The organism is Tepidimonas sp. (assembly GCF_046292505.1).
In the GTDB taxonomy this organism is placed as follows: domain Bacteria; phylum Pseudomonadota; class Gammaproteobacteria; order Burkholderiales; family Burkholderiaceae_C; genus Tepidimonas.
In genome coordinates, this window is sequence record NZ_JBKBQX010000001.1 from 101,530 (window position 1) to 119,606 (window position 18,077).

Consider the following 18,077-nt stretch of genomic DNA (forward strand, 5'->3'; position numbering starts at 1 on the left):
GGCGAACGGCCGCTGTCCGATCAGAGCGGCTCGACGCGGGCCGGATCCGGCCGCTGTAGCCATGCGGCGAATTCGTCCGCCAGGCGCTGCGCCTCGCGCACGGCGGTCTGCCACGCCTGCATGCGCTCGGCCAGGCGATGGCCATAGCGTGGAAAGTCCGTGCGATCGGGCAACTTGCCATTGGGCAGCCGCCGCACCCAGTCCGGATCGGGCGACAGCACGATGGTGTGGTCCAGCGCAGCCGTAGGTCGGTGGCGCCAGCGCAGGCCCTTGTCGAGCCATCCCGGGATGACCTGCCGCTGGAAATGTGGATACAGCACGAGCCCGCGCGCAGGGCGCCAACGCAGGTGCAGGTGGTAGTCGGTGATGCCACCGTCCCAGTACGCACCGGGCGGGGCGGCCGGAATGTGGTGCACCGCCTGGAGCACGAACGGGATCGAGCAACTGGCCTGCAGCGCGGGCATGAAGTTATCGGCCTGCAGCGGCACCTGGCGCGTGCGGTAGTCCGTGGGGTCGAAGGGCAGCTCCGGCAGGCCGCCGCCCCGTTCGGGGCCGGCCACCGGGGCGGAGAACACCACCCGCTCCAGCCACGCCCCCATGGCGCGGCGGCGCAGCGCATTGGTCAGAAAAGCGCCGGCGTACCCCAACGGCGTTCGCCAGCGCCCCTCGTGGCCGAGCAGGTGGCGGCCCCGCGATGTGACGATATGCAGCCGATAGCGCGGATGGTGCAGCACTTCGGCCAGGCGGGCACCAAAAAAGTCGCGCAGATTACGGGCAAACGAGGCACTGACATGCTCCGGCGTGGGGCGGCTGCGCCCCGGCTCGACTGCGTAGTCCTGGGCGATGTAGTCCCGCTCCAGTCGCTCGAAGGCCGCCACCGGGTCGTCCAAACAGGCGGTGGCCATGCGCCAGGCCCCGATCGACGCTCCCACCAGATCGACCGCATGACCCCCCTGGGGCAGCCACTCGCCAAACAGAAAGCGGTCCAACGGCCCCAGGATCAAACCCTTGGGCCCGCCGGCGGCACCGGGAATCACGCCGACCGCAGCGGGTTGCAACCCGTCGCGGCGCAGGTGTGCGAGCGCCGCCGGGCCGGCATGGATGCGCAGCGCCCGGGTCATGCCCCGCCCTCGATATCCACCCCACCGGGATCGACCAGGGTGTCGGGGTCCAACTGCAGCAGCTCGCCCACCGCGTCGGGGTAGGTGTGGATCAGGGCATCGCGCTGGTTGCCCAGCGTCCACAGGCGGGCACGCCACGCCGCGATGTGGACGACGGCGGCCAGCGGTTCAGCCGATTCGCGGTGCAGCGGGTCGACGTGGTGCTCGATGGCCTGCACCAGCACGCGCGGCAAGCGCCAGTGCTGCGCGAGCGCCGCGCCCGCCTCGGCATAGGAATAGCCCAGCGCCTGGTACTCCGCACCGGCGCGCTCCAGGGCAAACCAGGGCCGCTCGCGGTCCAGGTCGCGCATCACGTCGGGCAGGGCCTGGTGCATGACGAGTTCGCCCACGGCGTGCAGCAGCGCGGCGGTGAAGGCCACGTTGTCGTCGAGCCGCCGCGGGGCGCACACCCGGCGGGCCACCGACGCCGCAACGAAGCTGTACGCCCAAAAGCGCTCCAGATCGATGCCCGGTGGGGCCGGAAAGCGGCTTTGCACCGCGGCGGCCAGCACCAGTTCCCGCACCCGATGCAGCCCGAGCACCGTGACCGCATCGCGCACGCTGTGCACGGGCCGCAGCAGCCGCAAAAAGGCCGAGTTGGCCTGTTGCAACAGCCGCGCCACGAGGGCGGGGTCGCGCTCGATGTCCGCAGTCACGGCGTTGAGGTCGACCTCGTCACGCCCAAAGGTGGCGATCAAGCGCGCGGCCACCTCGGGCACCACGGGCAGCGCATCCGGTCGCTGAAGCAGGGCCTGCAGTCGCATCGCCGGCCCTCAATGCAAAAAGGCCGCCAGTTCACCGGCCGAGGTCCATTCCTGCGGATCCTTGTCGAGCACGGTTTCCAGGCTCAAACCGAGCAGTATCGCCACCACGTCCGGGAAGGTCGCGGCCATCGCGTCGCGGTCCAGGTTCATCTCCTGCGCGCGCGCGCGCCACGACGCCATGTGGATGACGCCGGCCAGCGGCTCATAGATATCGCCCTCGAAAGGGACGAGCTGGTGGCGCAGCGCCTTGACGATGACCTCGGGGAAGTCCCAGCGCTGCGCGAAGGCCGCGCCCACGTCGGCGTAGGTGTAGCCCAGCACCGATCGTTCGACCTCGGCGCGCTTCATGTCGAACGGCGAGACGCGCCAGTCGATCTTGGCCACGACATCGGGCATGCCGATGTGCATGACCAGGTCACCGACGGCGTGCACCAGCCCCGCCGTGAAGGCGGCCCCCTCCGGCAGCCGCAGGCTGCGCGCCAGCGGCCGGCAGATCTTGGCCGTGTTGAGGCTGTAGCGCCAAAACTGCTCCAGATTGACGCCCGGCACGGTCTTGAAGCTGGTCCCCAGCGCCACGGCCTGCACCAGCGTGCGCAGGTGGTTGAAGCCCAGCACCGTGATCGCCTCGCCGACGCTGTCGATCTGCCGCGTCAACCCGAAGAAGGCCGAGTTGGCCAGCTTGAGCAGGCGCGCCGTCAGCCCCGGGTCGGTGGCGACCAGATCGGCGATGTGTCGCGGATCGGGATCGTCGCGGTCGAGCTCGGCTGTGACCTCCGAGACCACACGCGGGATACTCGGGATCGCCTTGGCCTGGTTGAGCAGTTCGTCGAGCGTCATATCAGCGTGCCATTATCCGCGCTGCCGCAGCTGCTGCAGCTTGGCGAATGCCGATGCCATGGCCGTGGCGGCCGGCTCGGCCGGGCGGGCGCGCACGCGGGCACCCCCGGCCCCGTTGCCGGCCCCGCCGGCGCTCCGCGCCGACGGCGCCTGCCCCGGCTGCGCATCCAGCCGCATGGTCAGCGCGATGCGCCGGCGCGGCAAGTCCACCTCCAGCACCTTGACGCGCACGATGTCGCCGGCCTTGACCACCTCGCGCGCATCGGCCACATACCGGTTGGCCAGTTGGCTGACGTGCACCAGCCCGTCCTGGTGTACGCCGACGTCCACGAACGCGCCGAACTGCGCCACGTTGGTCACCGTGCCCTCCAGCACCATGCCGGGCTTGAGGTCCTTCAGATCTTGCACCGTGTCGTCGAAGCGCGCGACCCGGAAGTCCGGCCGCGGGTCGCGCCCGGGCTTTTCCAGCTCGCTCAGGATGTCGCGCACCGTCACCGCCCCGAAGCGGTCGTCGGCAAAGGCCTCGGGCTTGAGCGTGCGCAACACCTCGGCCTTGCCCATCACGGCCTCGATGGGGCGGCCCGCCGCGGCCAGGATGCGCTCGACGACGGGATAGGTCTCCGGGTGCACACCGGTCATGTCCAGCGGGTTGTCACCGCCGCGGATGCGCAGGAAGCCCGCGCACTGCTCGAACGTCTTGGGCCCCAGCCCCGTCACCTGCAGCAGTTGCTGCCGGTGGCGGAAGGCCCCATGGGCGTCACGCCAGCGCACCACGGCGCGCGCCGTCGCCGCGGACAGGCCGGAGACGCGCGCGAGCAACGGCACGCTGGCCGTGTTCAGGTCCACCCCCACGCCGTTGACGCAGTCTTCCACCACGGCATCCAGCGTGCGCGCCAGGGCCGCCTGGTTGACGTCGTGCTGGTACTGGCCGACGCCGATGCTCTTGGGGTCGATCTTGACCAGCTCCGCCAGCGGATCCTGCAGCCGGCGCGCGATGCTGACCGCCCCGCGCAGGCTGACGTCCAGATCGGGCAGCTCCTGCGCCGCGGCCTCGCTGGCGCTGTAGACGGAGGCGCCGGCCTCGCTGACGACGACCTTTTGCGGCAGCGGGCTCGCCCCGCCCTGGCGCAGGCGCTGCAACAGCTCGGCCACCAGCCGGTCGGTCTCGCGGCTGGCGGTGCCGTTGCCGATGGCGATCAGCTCCACGCGGTGGCGCTGCACCAGCGCCGCCAGCGTCGCCAGGGCGCCTTCGACATCGCGCCGCGGCTCGAACGGATAGACCGTGGCGGTGTCGACCACCTTGCCGGTGGCATCCACCACCGCCACCTTGACGCCGGTGCGGATGCCGGGGTCCAGTCCCATCGTCGGGCGCGCGCCGGCCGGTGCGGCCAGCAGCAGGTCGCGCAGGTTGGCGCCGAACACCTGGATCGCCACCGCCTCGGCCTGCTCGCGCAGGCGGGCGAACAGGTCGCGCTCGATCGACAGGCTCAGCTTGACGCGCCAGGTCCAGGCCACACAGCGGCCCAGCAGGTCGTCGGCGGCGCGGCCTTGGTGGCTCCAGCCCAGCAGCCGGGCCAGCCGCACCTCGGCCTCGGACGGCTGCCCCGCCGGCGCCTCTTGTGGCTGCGCCAGGCGCAGGTCCAGCACCTCCTGCGCGCGGCCGCGCAGCATCGCCAGCGCGCGGTGCGACGGCACGCGCGCGATCGGCTCGTCGTGCTCGAAATAGTCGCGGAACTTGGCGACCTCCGGGTCGTCCGGGTTGCGCGCCTCGATGCGGCGGCTGCGCAGCAGCCCCTCGGCCCACAGCCATTCGCGCAGCGGCTGCACGAGGGCGGCGTCCTCGGCCCAGCGTTCGCTCAGGATGTCGCGCACGCCGTCCAGCACCGCGGCCACGGTGGTGAAGTCGCTGCCGTCCTCGCCCCTGGCCTCTTTCACATAAGGCTGGGCGGCGGTGTGCGGATCCAGCGTCGGGTCGGCCCACAGGGCATCGGCCAGCGGCTCCAGCCCCGCCTCGCGCGCGATCTGGCCCTTGGTGCGGCGCTTGGGCTTGTACGGCAGGTAGAGGTCTTCCAGGTCCTGCTTGGTCGAGGCGGCCTCCAGCGCCGCGCGCAGCTCGGGCGTGAGTTTGCCCTGCTCCTCGATGCTGCGCAGGATCGCGGCGCGGCGTTCCTCCAGCTCGCGCAGGTAGGTCAGGCGCTGCTCGAGCTCGCGCAGTTGCGTGTCGTCGAGGCCCCCGGTGGCCTCCTTGCGGTAGCGGGCGATGAAAGGGACGGTGGCGCCGCCGTCCAGCAGGTCCACGGCGGCCTGCACCTGGGCGGCGCGCACGCCGAGCTCGTCGGCGAGGCGGGCAACGATCGTCGTGCTCACGGTCGATGGCATGAGGTGGTTCGATACGAAAACCGGCAAGTGTGCCACGGCGCCCCCGGCACGCCGTTTGCTCAAGGCTCGATATGGTCTGCCCGCAGGAGGCGCAGGCCATCCTGCCAACGTCGGCGGCTTCGCCACCGACCGCGTGCTGGGCGAGTTCGTCGCCGGGCGGGCGCGCGACGTCGAGGCGGTGCGCGCGCGGCTGCGGTCGTGCCGGCGCAAGCAGTCTGCGGCCCTGGTCCGGCTGCCGCCGCCCACCGACCACACCGCCGTGCGGCACTTCATCTGGGTGTCTGACCGCGGGCGGCTGCTGTGGATTCACCTGCCGCCCGAGAGTGCGCTGCAAGGCAGCCAGATTCTCCTGGTCGAGCAGGAAGGTCAGACCGCCGGCCTGCTCGTGGATGAGCGGCATGCGGTGCCGGAATTCGGCGCCGACGAGATCATACCGGCGCTGTTCGGCGGCGCCGCAACGCCCCCGCCGTCTCAGCCGCCTGAGCGCAGCGCCGCGCGCAGCTGCGCGCCGACCTCCGGTCGGTCGGCGAACGGGTCGGGCGGGTTGCGGCCCTCCACGATCGCCTGCAGCCGCTGCGCCACCGGTGCCAGGGCATGCGGGTGGCTGTAGATGTAGAAGCGGTCCTGCTCCATCGCCTGGAACACCTGCCACGCCACTTCGGCTGCGGTTACTTTGCCGCTGCTGACCGCCTTCTCGCTCATGGCCTGCCCGATGAGCTGGCTGCGCGTCGGGGCGGCCGACGGCAGATCCGCCGGTCGGTTGCGTTGGCTTTGGCTGATGCCGGTCGGCACGAAATATGGGCACAGGACGCTGGCTCCCACCTGGTCCGTGACCAGCCGCAGGTCCTGATACAGGGTCTCGGTCAGCGCCACCACCGCGTGCTTGCTGACGTTGTAGATCCCCATGTTGGGCGGCGTCAGGAGCCCAGCCATGCTGGCGGTGTTGACGACGTGGCCGCGCCAGGTGGGATCGGCCTGGGCCGCGGCCAGCATCATGGGGGTGAAGACCCGTACGCCGTGGATGACGCCCCACAGGTTGACGCCCAGCACCCACTGCCAGTCGGCGACGGTGCTTTCCCACACCAGCCCGCCGGCGGCCACCCCGGCGTTGTTGAACACGAAGTGCGGCGCCCCGAAGCGGGTCTGAACGGCCTCGGCCAAGGCGTCCATCTGGGCCGCGTCGGACACATCGACGCGCCGTGCCAGCACGGGCACGCCGGCCGCCTCGGCCTCGGCGCGGGCGCGCTCCAGCGCATCGGGCTGGACATCCACCAGCACCAGATTCATGCGGCGCTGCATCGCGATGCGCGCCACCTCCAATCCGAAGCCGGAGCCGGCCCCGGTGATGACGGCCGTGCGGCCGGCAAAGTCGCTGAGCATGGGCGGAACCTCTCCGTTCAATCCACCAGCTTGACGAGCTGCTTGCCGAAGTTGCGCCCCTTGAGCAGCCCCAAAAACGCCTCGGGTGCCGATTCGATCCCGTGCGCCACGGTCTCGCGCGGGCGGAAACGTCCGCTGCCGACCAGCTCACCCAGCTCCGCCAGTGCCTGCGGCCACACCTCCATGTGCTCGCTGACGATGAAGCCCTCGATGCGCATGCGGTTGATGAGGATCAGCGACGGATTGAGCATCGGCAGCGGCTGGCCGTCGTAGCCGGCGATCATGCCGCACAGGGCCACGCGCGAGAACGCATTCGCGCGCAGCATCACCGCGTCCAGTACGGTGCCGCCGACGTTTTCGAAGTGACCGTCGATGCCGTTCGGACAGGCGGCCTTCAGCGCACGCGCCAGCGCACCCAGATCGCGGTGCTCCCGGTAATCGATGCAGTCGTCAAAGCCCAGTTCGTCGCGCACATAGGCGCATTTGTCGGGCCCGCCGGCGATGCCGACCACGCGGCAGCCGCGCTGCTTGGCCAGCACGCCGACCGCGCTGCCGACGGCCCCGCTGGCGGCGCTGACGGTCACCGTCTGGCCCGGCTTGGGGTCGATGATCTTGACCAGCCCATACCAAGCCGTCACCCCCGGCATCCCCACCGCGCCCAGGTAGTGGCTGGGGGGCACGCGCGAGACGTCCACCTTGCGCAGCAGCCCCGGCTGTTCGGCATCGACCACGCTGTACTGCTGCCAGCCGCCCATGCCCACGACCCAGTCGCCGGGCGCATAGCGCGGGTGGCGGCTGTCCACCACCTGGCCGACGGTGCCGCCGATCATCACTTCGTTCAGCGGCTGCGGCGCGGCGTAGCTCTTGCCCTCGTTCATGCGCCCGCGCATGTAGGGGTCCAGGCTCAGGTAGTGGTGGCGCACGAGCACCTGGCCGTCGGCCAGCGCGGGGGTTTGCGTTTCCACCAAGCGGAAGTTGTCGACGGTGGCCTCGCCCTGCGGACGGCTGGCCAAAAGGATCTGCTTGTTCAGCGGCATGAAACTCCACTCCAGAAAAGGCTGCGGGATGGCCCGCGGTCAGTCGGTGGGGACGACGCCCGCCTCGGTCGCGGGGCCGTTCAGGTCGCGCACGTCCCGCCCTGGGGCGGGCAAACGGCGCACGTAGCGAAAGGTGCCGGTGGCGTGGGCGCAAAGACGCCCGGCCGCGTCGCGGATCTCGCCATCGGTGAAGGCCATCGTCGCCGTGCGGTGCAGCAGCCGCGCATGCGCCACCAAAGGCCCCTGCGCCGCCTGCATGAAGCTGGTTTTCATCTCGATGGTCACGACCCCCATGTCGCGCTGCACACTGCGCGCGGCATGCGCCATCACCACGTCGAGCAGCGTCATGCTCGCCCCGCCGTGCACCACGTCGAACGAGTTCAGGTGCTCGGCGTTGGGGTCGAAAGCGATTTCCGCCTCGCCCTCCGCCCAGCGCCGCAGGCGAAAACCCAGCAGCTCGACGAAGGGGATGCGGACGCTGAACGGCAGGTCAGCCGCCGGTGACGACACTGACGCCCCCGTCCACGGCCAGCCACTGCCCGGTGATGTGCTTGCCCGCGTCCGACGCGAACAGCACCACCGTGCCCTTGAGGTCCTCGTCGTCGCCCAGGCGCTGCAGCGGCGCGTGGGCCGCCAGCCGCTCCTCGCCCATGGCCTGCAGCGTCCCACGCGTCATTTTGCTGGGGAAGAAGCCCGGGCAGATGGCGTTGACGCGGATGCCGTAGCGCCCCCACTCCGCCGCCAGCGCGCGGGTGAAGTTGACCACCGCGCCCTTGGAGGTGTTGTAGGCAATGGTCTTCATGTCCGGCGGGTTGCCGCCCAAACCGGCGATCGAGGCGACGTTGACGATGCTGCCACGGCGGCGCGGGATCATGCTGTGCTTGCCCACGTATTGGCTGAGGATGAAGTAGCCGCGGATGTTCAGGTTCATCACCTTGTCCCAGGCCTCCAGGGGATGCTCCTCGGCCGGTGCGCCCCAGGCGGCGCCCGCGTTGTTGACCAGGATGTCGATGTCGCCCAGGCGCTGCAGCGTCTCGGCGGCCAGCCGATGGATGTCGTCCTCGCGGGCACAGTCGGCGGCGATCCAGCGCGCATCGATGCCTTGCGACTGGAGTTGGGCCGTGGCCTCCTCCAGCTCATCGGCCTTGCGGGCGGTCAGCATCACCTTGGCGCCGGCCTCGCCCAGCGCCTGGGCCAGTTGCAGGCCCAGGCCGCGCGAGCCGCCGGTGACGAGGGCCGTGCGGCCACTCAGATCGAACAATTGCGCAATCGTGCGGGTCATGTCGGGGTCTCCTCGGGGTGTTCGGATTCGGAAGGGCAAACGCTCAAACGGTCCAACGATCAAAAGGCGTCTTCGGGCATCTCGGCGCAGGTCAGATCGCGCTCGCGCACGACTTGCAGCCACGCCGCGGTCTTGGGCAGTTCGTAATGAAAGAAATACCGGCAGGCCAGCAGGCGACCGCGGTTCGCGGCATCTTCCCGGCCGGCGGCGGCCAGCGCCACATCCAGCCAGATCCAGGCAAGCACGGTGTGGCCAAAGGCCTGCAGATAGGGCACCGCATTGGCCAGGGCGGGCACCGGGTCGCCATCCGCCCAGGCCGCCTGCGTGGCGGCACGGACCGCGTCCCAGGCGCCGTGCAGGGCATCCGCATGCGCGGCCAGGGCCGGCACCCCACGGGCGCGTGCGATGGTGGCGGCCATGCGCGCACCCAGCAATTGCATGCCCCGCCCTTCCTCCATCAGCACCTTGCGGCCCAGCAGGTCCAGCGCCTGGATGCCGTGCGTGCCTTCGTGGATCATGTTGAGGCGGTTGTCGCGCCAGTACTGCTCGACCGGAAAGTCGCGCGTGTAGCCGTAGCCGCCGTGCACCTGGATCGCCAGGCTGTTGGCCTCCAGGCACCATTCGCTGGGCCAGCTCTTGGCTATCGGGGTCAGCACCTCCAGCAGCAGGCGTGCCTCGTCGGCCGCTGCGGCGTCGCCGGTGTGCTGCTCGTCCACCAGGCGCGCGCAATACAGCTCCAGCGCCAGCGCACCCTCGCAATAGGCTTTCTGGGCCAGCAGCATGCGCTTGACGTCGGCGTGCTCGATGATGCGCACGGGCGGCTGGGCCGGGTCTTTGCCCGCCGGGCCGATCGGGCGCCCCTGCGGGCGGTTGCGTGCATAGTCCAGACTCGCCAGATAACCGGCCATGCCGAGCATGGTGGCGGCCATACCGACCCCGATGCGCGCCTCGTTCATCATGTGGAACATGTAGCGCAGGCCCTGCCCCGGCTCGCCGACGCGGTAGCCGATGGCACCGGCGCCCCGGCCGTCCAAGCCCGGGGCACGCACGGGGTAGCGGCCTTCGCCAAAATTGAGCAGGGTGTTGGTCGTGCCACGCCAGCCGCATTTGTGGTTCAGACCGGCCAGGGCCACGTCGTTGCGCTCGCCGGTCAGCCGGCCGTCGGCGTCCACCAGCTTCTTGGGCACGATGAACAGCGAAATCCCCTTCACCCCCGGCGGCAGCCGACCGTCGGGGCCGGGGATCTTGGCCAGCACCAGGTGGACGATGTTCTCGGTCAGCTCGTGCTCGCCGGCCGAAATCCACATCTTGTTGCCGCGCAGCCGGTAGCGCGGCCCCAGCGGGTCGGCCTCGTAATCATCGCCGTCGGGCACCGCGCGCGTGGCGATATCGCTCAAACTCGAGCCGGCCTGCGGCTCGCTCAGGCACATGGTGCCGGAAAAGCGCCCGGCGAACTCGTGCCGTGCGAAGGCGCGGCGCTGCGCCTCGGTCCCGTGCGCCATCAGCAGGTTGGCGTTGCCCACCGTCAGCATGCCGGCCCCGATGCTGACCGAGGCCGCCGCGAAGAAGGCATTGCCCGCCGCCTCCACCGTGTAGGGCAGTTGCATGCCGCCGATGGCGTAGTCCTGCGCGGCACTGAGCATGCCGCTGTCGGCGTAGGCCTTCCACGCCTCGTGCGTGGCAGCCGGCAGGATCACCCGCTCGCCGTCGAAGCGGGGCTCCTCCGTATCCACCAGCCGGTTGAAGGGCGCGTACTTTTCGCGTGCGATGCGCTCGCAGGTATCGAGCACCGCATCGAACGTCTCGCGCGAGTGATCGGCAAAGCGCTCCCGAGTGGCCAGGGTCTGCGCCTGCAGCCACTCGTACAACAAAAAGTCGATGGCTGCGCGCAGACCCTGGGCCATCACAGCACCTCGAACACGCCGGCGGCGCCCATACCGCCGCCGATGCACATGGTCACACAGACGCGTTTGGCACCGCGGCGCTTGCCTTCGATGAGCGCGTGGCCGGTCAAGCGCTGCCCTGACACCCCGTACGGATGGCCGATGGCGATGGCTCCGCCGTTGACGTTGAGCCGATCGGCCGGGATGCCCAGACGATCGCGGCAGTACAGCACCTGCACCGCGAAGGCCTCGTTGAGCTCCCACAGATCGATGTCGCCCACCGTCAGGCCCAGCCGGTCCAGCACCTTGGGCACGGCAAAAACGGGGCCGATGCCCATCTCGTCCGGCTCACAGCCGGCCACTGCAAAGCCCAGAAAACGGCCCAGTGGCTGCAGCCCCTTGCGCTCGGCCACCTTCTCATCCATCACCACGCAGGCGCCCGCCCCGTCGGAAAACTGGCTGGCGTTGCCCGCCGCCACCACCCCGCCGGGCAGGGCCGGCTTGATGTTGGCGATGGCCTCCACGGTCGTACCCTCGCGCAGCCCCTCGTCGCGGGAGACGGTGACCTCGCGCGTGATCAGGCCGCGCTGCTTGTCGTACACCCCCGCGGTGACGGTGATGGGCACGATCTCGTCATCGAATTTGCCCGCGGCAGCGGCGGCACAAGCCCTTTGCTGACTGGCCGCACCGTACTCGTCCATCTGCTCGCGCGTGATGCCGTAGCGCTTGGCCACCTGCTCCGCGGTCTGCAGCATGGTCCAGTAGATCTCGGGCTTGCGGGCCGCCAGCGCGGGATCGAACAGCATGTGCTTGTTCATCTCGTTTTGCACACACGAGATGCTCTCCACTCCACCGGCGACGTAAATCTCCCCCTCGCCCGCGATGATGCGCTGCGCGGCCAGGGCGATGGTCTGCAGCCCGGAGGAGCAGAACCGGTTGACCGTGAGACCCGAGACGCTGACCGGGCAGCCCGCAGCCAGCGCAATCTGTCGCGCGATGTTCATGCCGGTCGCGCCCTCGGGGTTGGCGCAGCCCATGATGACATCCTCCACCTCGGCGGCATCGAGGCGCGCGCGCTCGATGGCGGCGCGCACGACGTGCCCACCCAGGGTCGCCCCATGGGTCATGTTGAAAGAGCCCTTCCAGCTCTTAGCCAGCGGCGTGCGGGCGGTCGAAACGATGACGGCATTGCTCATGTTCGGTTCTCCGGAAATATCGGCCGGCGTCAGGCGGCGGCAAAACCCTTACCCTCGGCAACCAGGCGGGCGATCAGCGGCGCGGGCTGCCAGAAAGTGGCGTCGTCGTGCGGGTTCTTGGCAAAACGCTTCATCGCCTGCATCACGTTGAACAGGCCGAACTGCTCGGCGTAGTGCATCGGGCCGCCGCGCCAGGCCGGAAAGCCATAGCCGGTCAGGTACACCATGTCGATGTCGCTGGCGCGCGCGGCGATCTTTTCCTCCAGGATGTGGGCGCCCTCGTTGACCAGCGCGAACACCAGCCGCTGCACGATCTCCTCGTCGCTGATCTTGCGCGGGGTGATGCCCCGCTCCTTGCGGTAGTCCTCGATCATCTGGTTGACGGCCGGGCTGGGGATGGCGTCGCGCTTGCCCGGCTGGTAGTCGTACCAGCCCGCGCCGGTCTTCTGCCCGAAACGTCCCATTTCACACAGCCGATCGGCGATCGGCGAATAGCGCAGGTGGGGCTTCTCGACGTAGCGGCGCTTGCGGATGTACCAGCCCACATCGTTGCCGGCCAGGTCACCCATGCGGAACGGCCCCATCGCAAAGCCGAACTTCTCGATCGCGCGGTCCACCTGCTCGGGCGTGCAGCCCTCCTCCAGCAAAAAGCCGGCCTGCCGGCTGTATTGCTCGATCATGCGGTTGCCGATGAAGCCATCGCACACGCCGCTGACGACGCAGGTCTTTTTGATCTTTTTGCCCAGGGCCATGACAGTGGCCAGCACATCCTTCGCGGTGGCCGCCCCGCGCACCACCTCCAGCAGCTTCATGACGTTGGCCGGGCTGAAGAAGTGCGTCCCGATCACGTCCTGCGGCCGTTGGGTGAAGGCGGCGATCTTGTTGACGTCCAGCGTCGAGGTGTTGGTGGCCAGGATCGCGCCCGGCTTCATCACCGCGTCGAGCCGCTCGAACACCTGGCGCTTGACCTCCAGGTCCTCGAACACCGCCTCGATGACGAGGTCGGCGTCGCGGATGTCGTCGTACGACAGCGTGGTGCGCAACAGACCCAGGCGCTGCTCGGCCTGCTCGGGCTTGAGCTTGCCCTTCTTGATCTGCCCTTCGTACACCGAGCGGATGTGGGCCACGCCGCGCTCCAGCGCCTCCTGCTTGGTCTCCAGTATCGTCACCGGCAGCCCGATGTTCAGGAAGTTGATCGAAATGCCGCTGCCCATGGTGCCCGCCCCGATCACGGCGACCTGACGAATCTCGCGCAGCGGCGTGTCCTCGGGGACGTCGGCGATCTTGCTGGCGGCACGCTCGGCGACGAACAGGTGGCGCAACGCCATGCACACCGGGGTGTTCATCAGGTTGACGAAGATCTCGCGCTCATGCGCCAGCCCATCGTCGAACCGTTGGGTCGTGGCCGCCTGCACCGCGTCGATACATTTGAGCGGGGCCGGGTAGTGCTTGGCCTGCGCGCCGACCATGTTGCGCGCGAACTGGAAATAGGCGTCGCCCTGCGGATGCCGGCACGGCAGGTGGCGCACCAGCGGCAGCGGGGCGCCAGCGGCATGCTGTGCCGCCACCTCGCGCGCCAGCGCCAGCGCCTCGTCCAGCAGCGACGCCGCCGAGGTCGCCATGCGGTCGAACAGCTTCTGTCCCGGCAGGCTCGCCAGCAGCTCGCTCGGCACCGGCTCACCGCTGACGATCATATTGAGCGCGGCTTCCACCCCAATGACGCGCGGCAGACGCTGCGTGCCGCCCGCGCCGGGGATCAGGCCCAGCTTCACCTCGGGCAGCGCCACCTTGGTGCCGGGCGCGGCGATGCGGTAGTGCGCCCCCAGCGCCAGCTCCAGCCCGCCGCCCATGCAGACGGTGTGGATGGCCGCCACGACGGGTTTGGCCGAGTGCTCGAGCGCGAGGATCACGCTCAACAGGTTCGGATCCTGGTAGGCCTTGGGCGAACCGAATTCTTTGATGTCCGCCCCACCCGAGAAGGCCTTGCCGGCGCCGGTCAGCACGATGGCGCGCACGGCGGGATCCTCGTTCGCGCGGTCCAGCCCCTGGGCGATGGCCTGGCGGGTGGACAAGCCCAGCCCGTTGACGGGCGGGTTGTCCAGGGTGATGACGGCCACGTCGCCGTGAACCTGGTAGTGAGCGGTCATGGTGCCTCCTCGAAAGCGATGACGGACAAAACTGAACGGTCGTTCGGTTTTGACGAAATTCTAGGTCGACAGCGGTCCTTCGCCCACCGCCGGGTGTCGCGCGTTTGTCTGCTGGCGGCGGACTCAGCCCACCTCCAGCCACTCTTTGCGCACGTAGGGGTTGGCTTTGAGTTCCTCCGGTGTGCCGTCGAAGACGATGCTGCCGTGCCCCATGACCAGCGCCCGGTCCGAGATCTGCAGGGCGATCGTCAACTTCTGCTCGATCAGCAACACCGAGACCCCCTTGGCCTTGAGCGTGCGCAGATACTCGGCGACCAGTTCGACGATCTTGGGTGCCAGCCCCTCGGTGGGTTCGTCGATGATGATGAGGTCCGGATCCCCCATCAGGGTGCGGCAGAGGGTGAGCATTTGCTGCTCGCCGCCGGACATCACCCCGGCCTCGGTGTGCTGACGCTCCTTGAGGCGCGGGAACATCGCGTACATGTCGTCGAAGCTCCAGCGCCCGCCCTTGCCCGCGCGCTTCTGCCCGAGCATGAGGTTTTGATGCACGGTCAGCTTGGGGAAGATGTCGCGGCTCTCGGGCACGTAGCCGATGCCGAGGTGGGCCACTTCGTAGGGCTTGAGGCCGGTGATGCGCTGACCCTTCCAGCGGATGTCGCCCTCGGCGTCCGCCAAGCCCATGATGGCCTTGGCCGTGGTCGAGCGACCCGAGCCGTTGCGCCCCAGCAGCGCCACGATCTCGCCGGGCGCCACCTTGAAATGCACACCGTGGAGCACGTGGCTCTTGCCGTAAAAGGCGTGAAGGTTGTCGATTTCGAGCATGGTGGAGCAAAGGGGGGTTGCGGCGCCGCGTCGCGGCTCAGTGCGCGGCCTCGGCGGCCTGCTGCTCGGCCAGTACCGAGCCCAGGTAGGCCTCCTGCACGCGCGGATTGTTCTTGACCGCCTCGGGCGTGTCGAAGGCGATCACCTCGCCATACACCACGACGGCGATGCGGTCGGCCAAGCCGAACACGACACCCATGTCGTGTTCCACGGTCAGCAGCGTCTTGCCCACCGTCACCTCGCGGATGAGCTCGATGAAGCGCCGCGTCTCGCTCTTGCTCATGCCCGCGGTGGGCTCGTCGAGCAAGATCACGTCGGCCCCGCCGGCGATGGTGATGCCGATCTCCAGCGCGCGCTGCTCGGCATAGGTCAGGTTCATCGCCAGGGTGTCGCGCTTTTTGTGCAGCCCGATGCGGTCCAGCAGCTCTTCGGCGCGCTCGTTGGCATCGTCCAGATCGGCCAGAAACTTCAAAAAGGTGTAGCGGTAGCCCAGGCTCCACAGCACCCCGCAGCGCAAGTTCTCGAAGACGCTGAGCTTGGGGAAGATATTGGTGATCTGAAAGCTCCGACTCAGCCCCAATCGATTGATCTGAAACGGCTTTTTTCCGTCGATACGCTGGCCGTTGAGCAGGATCTCGCCGCTGGAGGGCTCGAAGCGCCCGCTGATCAGGTTGAACAGCGTGGACTTGCCGGCGCCGTTGGGCCCGATGACGGCGACGCGCTCACCGGCGCGCACCGCCAGGTTGGCGCCACGGATGATTTCGGTCTTGCCAAAGCGCTTCCAGACGTCGCGCAGCTCCAGCGCGGGGGTGTCCGAGGGGTTGGGGGTGGTGTGCATGTCAGGCCATCTCCCGCCGTTTGATTTCCTTTTCGATGTCGATCTGGATCTCGCTCCAGTGCTCCCGGAAGCGCCGGCGCGTCACCTCGAACAGGCCGATGCCGGTCAACATCACGAACACCGAACCGAACCAGCTCTCGACCGCACGGGTGTCGAGCGTCGCGCCCAGGTACCGCACCTCGGGGCCGATCGCCGCGTTGAGCTGCAGGTGATACACCATCTCGATGACGCCGCCGGCCCCCAGCAAGGCCACCGCCCCCGTCACGGCCAGGGCCAGGTAGCTGACCCACAGCTCGCGCAACCGGCCAAACGCCGCCACGCGCAGGTTCATCATGATCAGGCTGGCGATGCCGCCCGGCGCATACATCACCATGAACAGGAACACCAGCCCCAGATACAGCAGCCACGCCTTCGTCAGCTCGGACAGCAACACGAGCGCCAGCACCATCAGCACACCACCGATGATCGGACCGAAGAAGAACGTCGCCCCGCCCAGAAACGTGAACAGCAGGTAGGCACCCGAGCGCAGCGGCCCGACCACCTCGGCCGTCACGATCTCGAACTGGATTGCGCCCAGCCCGCCTGCGATGCCGGCGAAGAACCCGGCGATCATGAACGCCAGATAGCGCACGACCTGCGTGTTGTAGCCGATGAACTCCACCCGCTCCGGGTTGTCGCGCACGGCATTCAGGATGCGCCCGAGCGGCGTGCGGGTGAAGGCGTACATGGCGGCCACGCAGACGAAGGTGTAGAGCGCGATCAGGTAGTACACCTGCACCGCCGGGCCGAAGGTGATGCCCAGCACCGGGTCGCCGACCATGCGGTTGGCGCTGATGCCCGCCTCGCCACCGAAGAAATCCGAAAACATCAGCGACAGGGCGAACACCAGTTCACCCACGCCGAGCGTGATCATGGCAAACGGGGTGCCCGACTTCTTGGTGGTGACGTAGCCAAAGAGGATGGCGAAGAAAAAGCCGGCCACGCCTCCAATCAGGGGGATCAGCGACACCGGTACCGACAAAGTGCCCGCCGACACTTTGAGCAGCGTGTGAATGGCCACGTAAGAGCCCAGCCCGCTGTAGACCGCGTGGCCGAAGCTGAGCATGCCCCCCTGGCCGAGCAGCAGGTTGTACGACAGGCAGGCGATGATGGCGATGCCCATCTGCGCCAGCATGCTGATCGACAGGTTGCTGGTGAACACCTGCGGCGCCACCAGCAGCAACAGGGCAAACAGCGTCCAGATGATCCAGCGCCCGACGTTGTAGGGCTTGAACTGGTAATAAGCCTTGCTCATGGTTCTCGTCTCGCGGGGATCAATGGTCGCGCGTGCCCAGCAACCCCTTGGGGCGGAAGATCAGAATCAGCACCAGGAACAGGTAGGGCAGCACCGGCGCCACCTGCGACAGGGTCAGCCGCAGGAAATCCTTGTTGCGCATCGACTCCGACAGCGCCAGGCCCAACCCCTCCAGCAGCGAACCGATGGAGTGGTCCATCGCCACCGCGAAGGTCTGGATGACGCCAATCAGCAAAGACGCAAGAAAAGCCCCTGGCAGCGACCCCAGACCGCCGATCACCACCACTGCGAACACCAGCGAACCCAGCGTCGCCGCCATGGCCGGCTCCGTGACGAAGGTGCTGCCGCCGATCACACCGGCCAGTCCGGCTAGCCCCGTTCCGGCCCCGAACACCATCATGAACACGCGCGGCACGTTGTGCCCCAGCGCCTCCACCATGTGCGGGTGACTCAGCGCCGCCTGGATCACCAGCCCCACCCGGGTGCGGGTAATGAGCAGCCACAGGCCCACCAGCATCAACACCGCCACCAGCATCATGAACGCCCGCGTGGCCGGAAACGGCGTGCACACCGCGCCTTGGCACAACTCCGCCGCCGCGCGGCCCCAGGTGAATGCCATCGTGTCCTGCGCGGTGTGGATGAGGGTGAACGCCGGCCCTTGCAGCAGTTCCGGTGGGCGGAAGTTGACCGCCGTGCGGCCCCAGACGAGCTGCACCAGCTCCAACACCACGTACGACAGGCCGAAGGTGATCAACAGCTCGGGCACATGGCCAAACTTGTGGACCTTGCGCAAGCTGTATTTCTCGAACAGCGCCCCGGCCACCCCGACCAGCACGGGGGCCATGAGCAGCGCCGGCCAGAAGCCGACGATGCCGGACAGGGCATAGGCGAAGTACGCCCCCAGCATGTAAAAGCTCGCATGGGCGAAATTGAGCACCCCCATCATCGAGAAGATGAGGGTCAGCCCGGAGCTGAGCATGAACAGCAGCAGCCCGTAGCTCACACCGTTGAGCAGCGAGACGATGACGAATTCCATGGCAGGGGCGTCACGCGAAAGG

At 68.6% G+C, this 18,077-nt stretch carries 15 protein-coding genes; all 15 read right to left on the bottom strand.

Annotated features, from left to right (window positions below; genetic code table 11):
* Window positions 1–20: 20 nt before the first annotated feature.
* The 15 genes from ACK4TH_RS00420 to ACK4TH_RS00490 all read right to left on the bottom strand — a co-directional run bounded on the left by ACK4TH_RS00420 (window position 21) and on the right by ACK4TH_RS00490 (window position 18,055).
* On the bottom strand, window positions 21–1,121 hold the full coding sequence (locus ACK4TH_RS00420; RefSeq protein ID WP_409621069.1) for a patatin-like phospholipase family protein: 1,101 nt from the start codon (window positions 1,119–1,121) through the stop codon (window positions 21–23).
* On the bottom strand, window positions 1,118–1,924 hold the full coding sequence (locus ACK4TH_RS00425) for an HDOD domain-containing protein (protein ID WP_409621072.1): 807 nt from the start codon (window positions 1,922–1,924) through the stop codon (window positions 1,118–1,120). The genes ACK4TH_RS00420 and ACK4TH_RS00425 overlap by 4 nt, the downstream gene beginning before the upstream one ends.
* Before the next feature lie 9 nt (window positions 1,925–1,933).
* A complete protein-coding gene (locus tag ACK4TH_RS00430) occupies window positions 1,934–2,761 on the bottom strand; it encodes an HDOD domain-containing protein (RefSeq protein WP_409621075.1) in 828 nt (275 codons plus the stop codon).
* Window positions 2,762–2,773: 12 nt separating this feature from the next.
* On the bottom strand, window positions 2,774–5,140 hold the full coding sequence (locus ACK4TH_RS00435) for a Tex family protein (RefSeq protein ID WP_409621078.1): 2,367 nt from the start codon (window positions 5,138–5,140) through the stop codon (window positions 2,774–2,776).
* A 471-nt stretch (window positions 5,141–5,611) separates the two neighbouring features.
* The gene (locus ACK4TH_RS00440; protein ID WP_409621081.1) at window positions 5,612–6,520 is read right to left on the bottom strand and encodes an SDR family oxidoreductase; all 909 of its coding nucleotides are present in this window, start codon (window positions 6,518–6,520) and stop codon (window positions 5,612–5,614) included.
* A gap of 17 nt (window positions 6,521–6,537) precedes the next feature.
* Window positions 6,538–7,557 carry an NADP-dependent oxidoreductase gene (locus tag ACK4TH_RS00445; RefSeq protein WP_409621084.1) on the bottom strand — a complete coding sequence of 340 codons (1,020 nt, stop codon included), beginning with the start codon at window positions 7,555–7,557 and terminating at the stop codon, window positions 6,538–6,540.
* A gap of 39 nt (window positions 7,558–7,596) precedes the next feature.
* Window positions 7,597–8,067 carry a PaaI family thioesterase gene (locus tag ACK4TH_RS00450; protein WP_409621087.1) on the bottom strand — a complete coding sequence of 157 codons (471 nt, stop codon included), beginning with the start codon at window positions 8,065–8,067 and terminating at the stop codon, window positions 7,597–7,599.
* Complete coding sequence (locus ACK4TH_RS00455) at window positions 8,048–8,839, bottom strand: SDR family oxidoreductase (RefSeq protein ID WP_409621090.1); 792 nt, start codon at window positions 8,837–8,839, stop codon at window positions 8,048–8,050. Before ACK4TH_RS00455 ends, ACK4TH_RS00450 begins: the two co-directional genes overlap by 20 nt.
* Before the next feature lie 59 nt (window positions 8,840–8,898).
* On the bottom strand, window positions 8,899–10,743 hold the full coding sequence (locus tag ACK4TH_RS00460) for an acyl-CoA dehydrogenase (RefSeq protein WP_409621093.1): 1,845 nt from the start codon (window positions 10,741–10,743) through the stop codon (window positions 8,899–8,901).
* Entirely contained in the window at window positions 10,743–11,918 is a 1,176-nt protein-coding gene (locus ACK4TH_RS00465; RefSeq protein ID WP_143968133.1) for an acetyl-CoA C-acyltransferase, read from the bottom strand. Before ACK4TH_RS00465 ends, ACK4TH_RS00460 begins: the two co-directional genes overlap by 1 nt.
* A 29-nt stretch (window positions 11,919–11,947) precedes the next feature.
* A complete protein-coding gene (locus tag ACK4TH_RS00470; RefSeq protein ID WP_409621096.1) occupies window positions 11,948–14,065 on the bottom strand; it encodes a 3-hydroxyacyl-CoA dehydrogenase NAD-binding domain-containing protein in 2,118 nt (705 codons plus the stop codon).
* 123 nt (window positions 14,066–14,188) lie between these two features.
* On the bottom strand, window positions 14,189–14,887 hold the full coding sequence (locus tag ACK4TH_RS00475) for an ABC transporter ATP-binding protein (RefSeq protein WP_068606399.1): 699 nt from the start codon (window positions 14,885–14,887) through the stop codon (window positions 14,189–14,191).
* 37 nt (window positions 14,888–14,924) lie between these two features.
* Window positions 14,925–15,725: an ABC transporter ATP-binding protein gene (locus ACK4TH_RS00480; RefSeq protein WP_409621100.1), complete on the bottom strand. Its 801-nt coding sequence runs from the start codon at window positions 15,723–15,725 to the stop codon at window positions 14,925–14,927.
* Window position 15,726: 1 nt separating this feature from the next.
* Window positions 15,727–17,019, bottom strand: a complete 1,293-nt coding sequence (locus ACK4TH_RS00485; protein ID WP_409621103.1) for a branched-chain amino acid ABC transporter permease — start codon at window positions 17,017–17,019, stop codon at window positions 15,727–15,729.
* A gap of 19 nt (window positions 17,020–17,038) precedes the next feature.
* On the bottom strand, window positions 17,039–18,055 hold the full coding sequence (locus ACK4TH_RS00490) for a branched-chain amino acid ABC transporter permease (protein WP_409621107.1): 1,017 nt from the start codon (window positions 18,053–18,055) through the stop codon (window positions 17,039–17,041).
* Window positions 18,056–18,077: the final 22 nt, after the last annotated feature.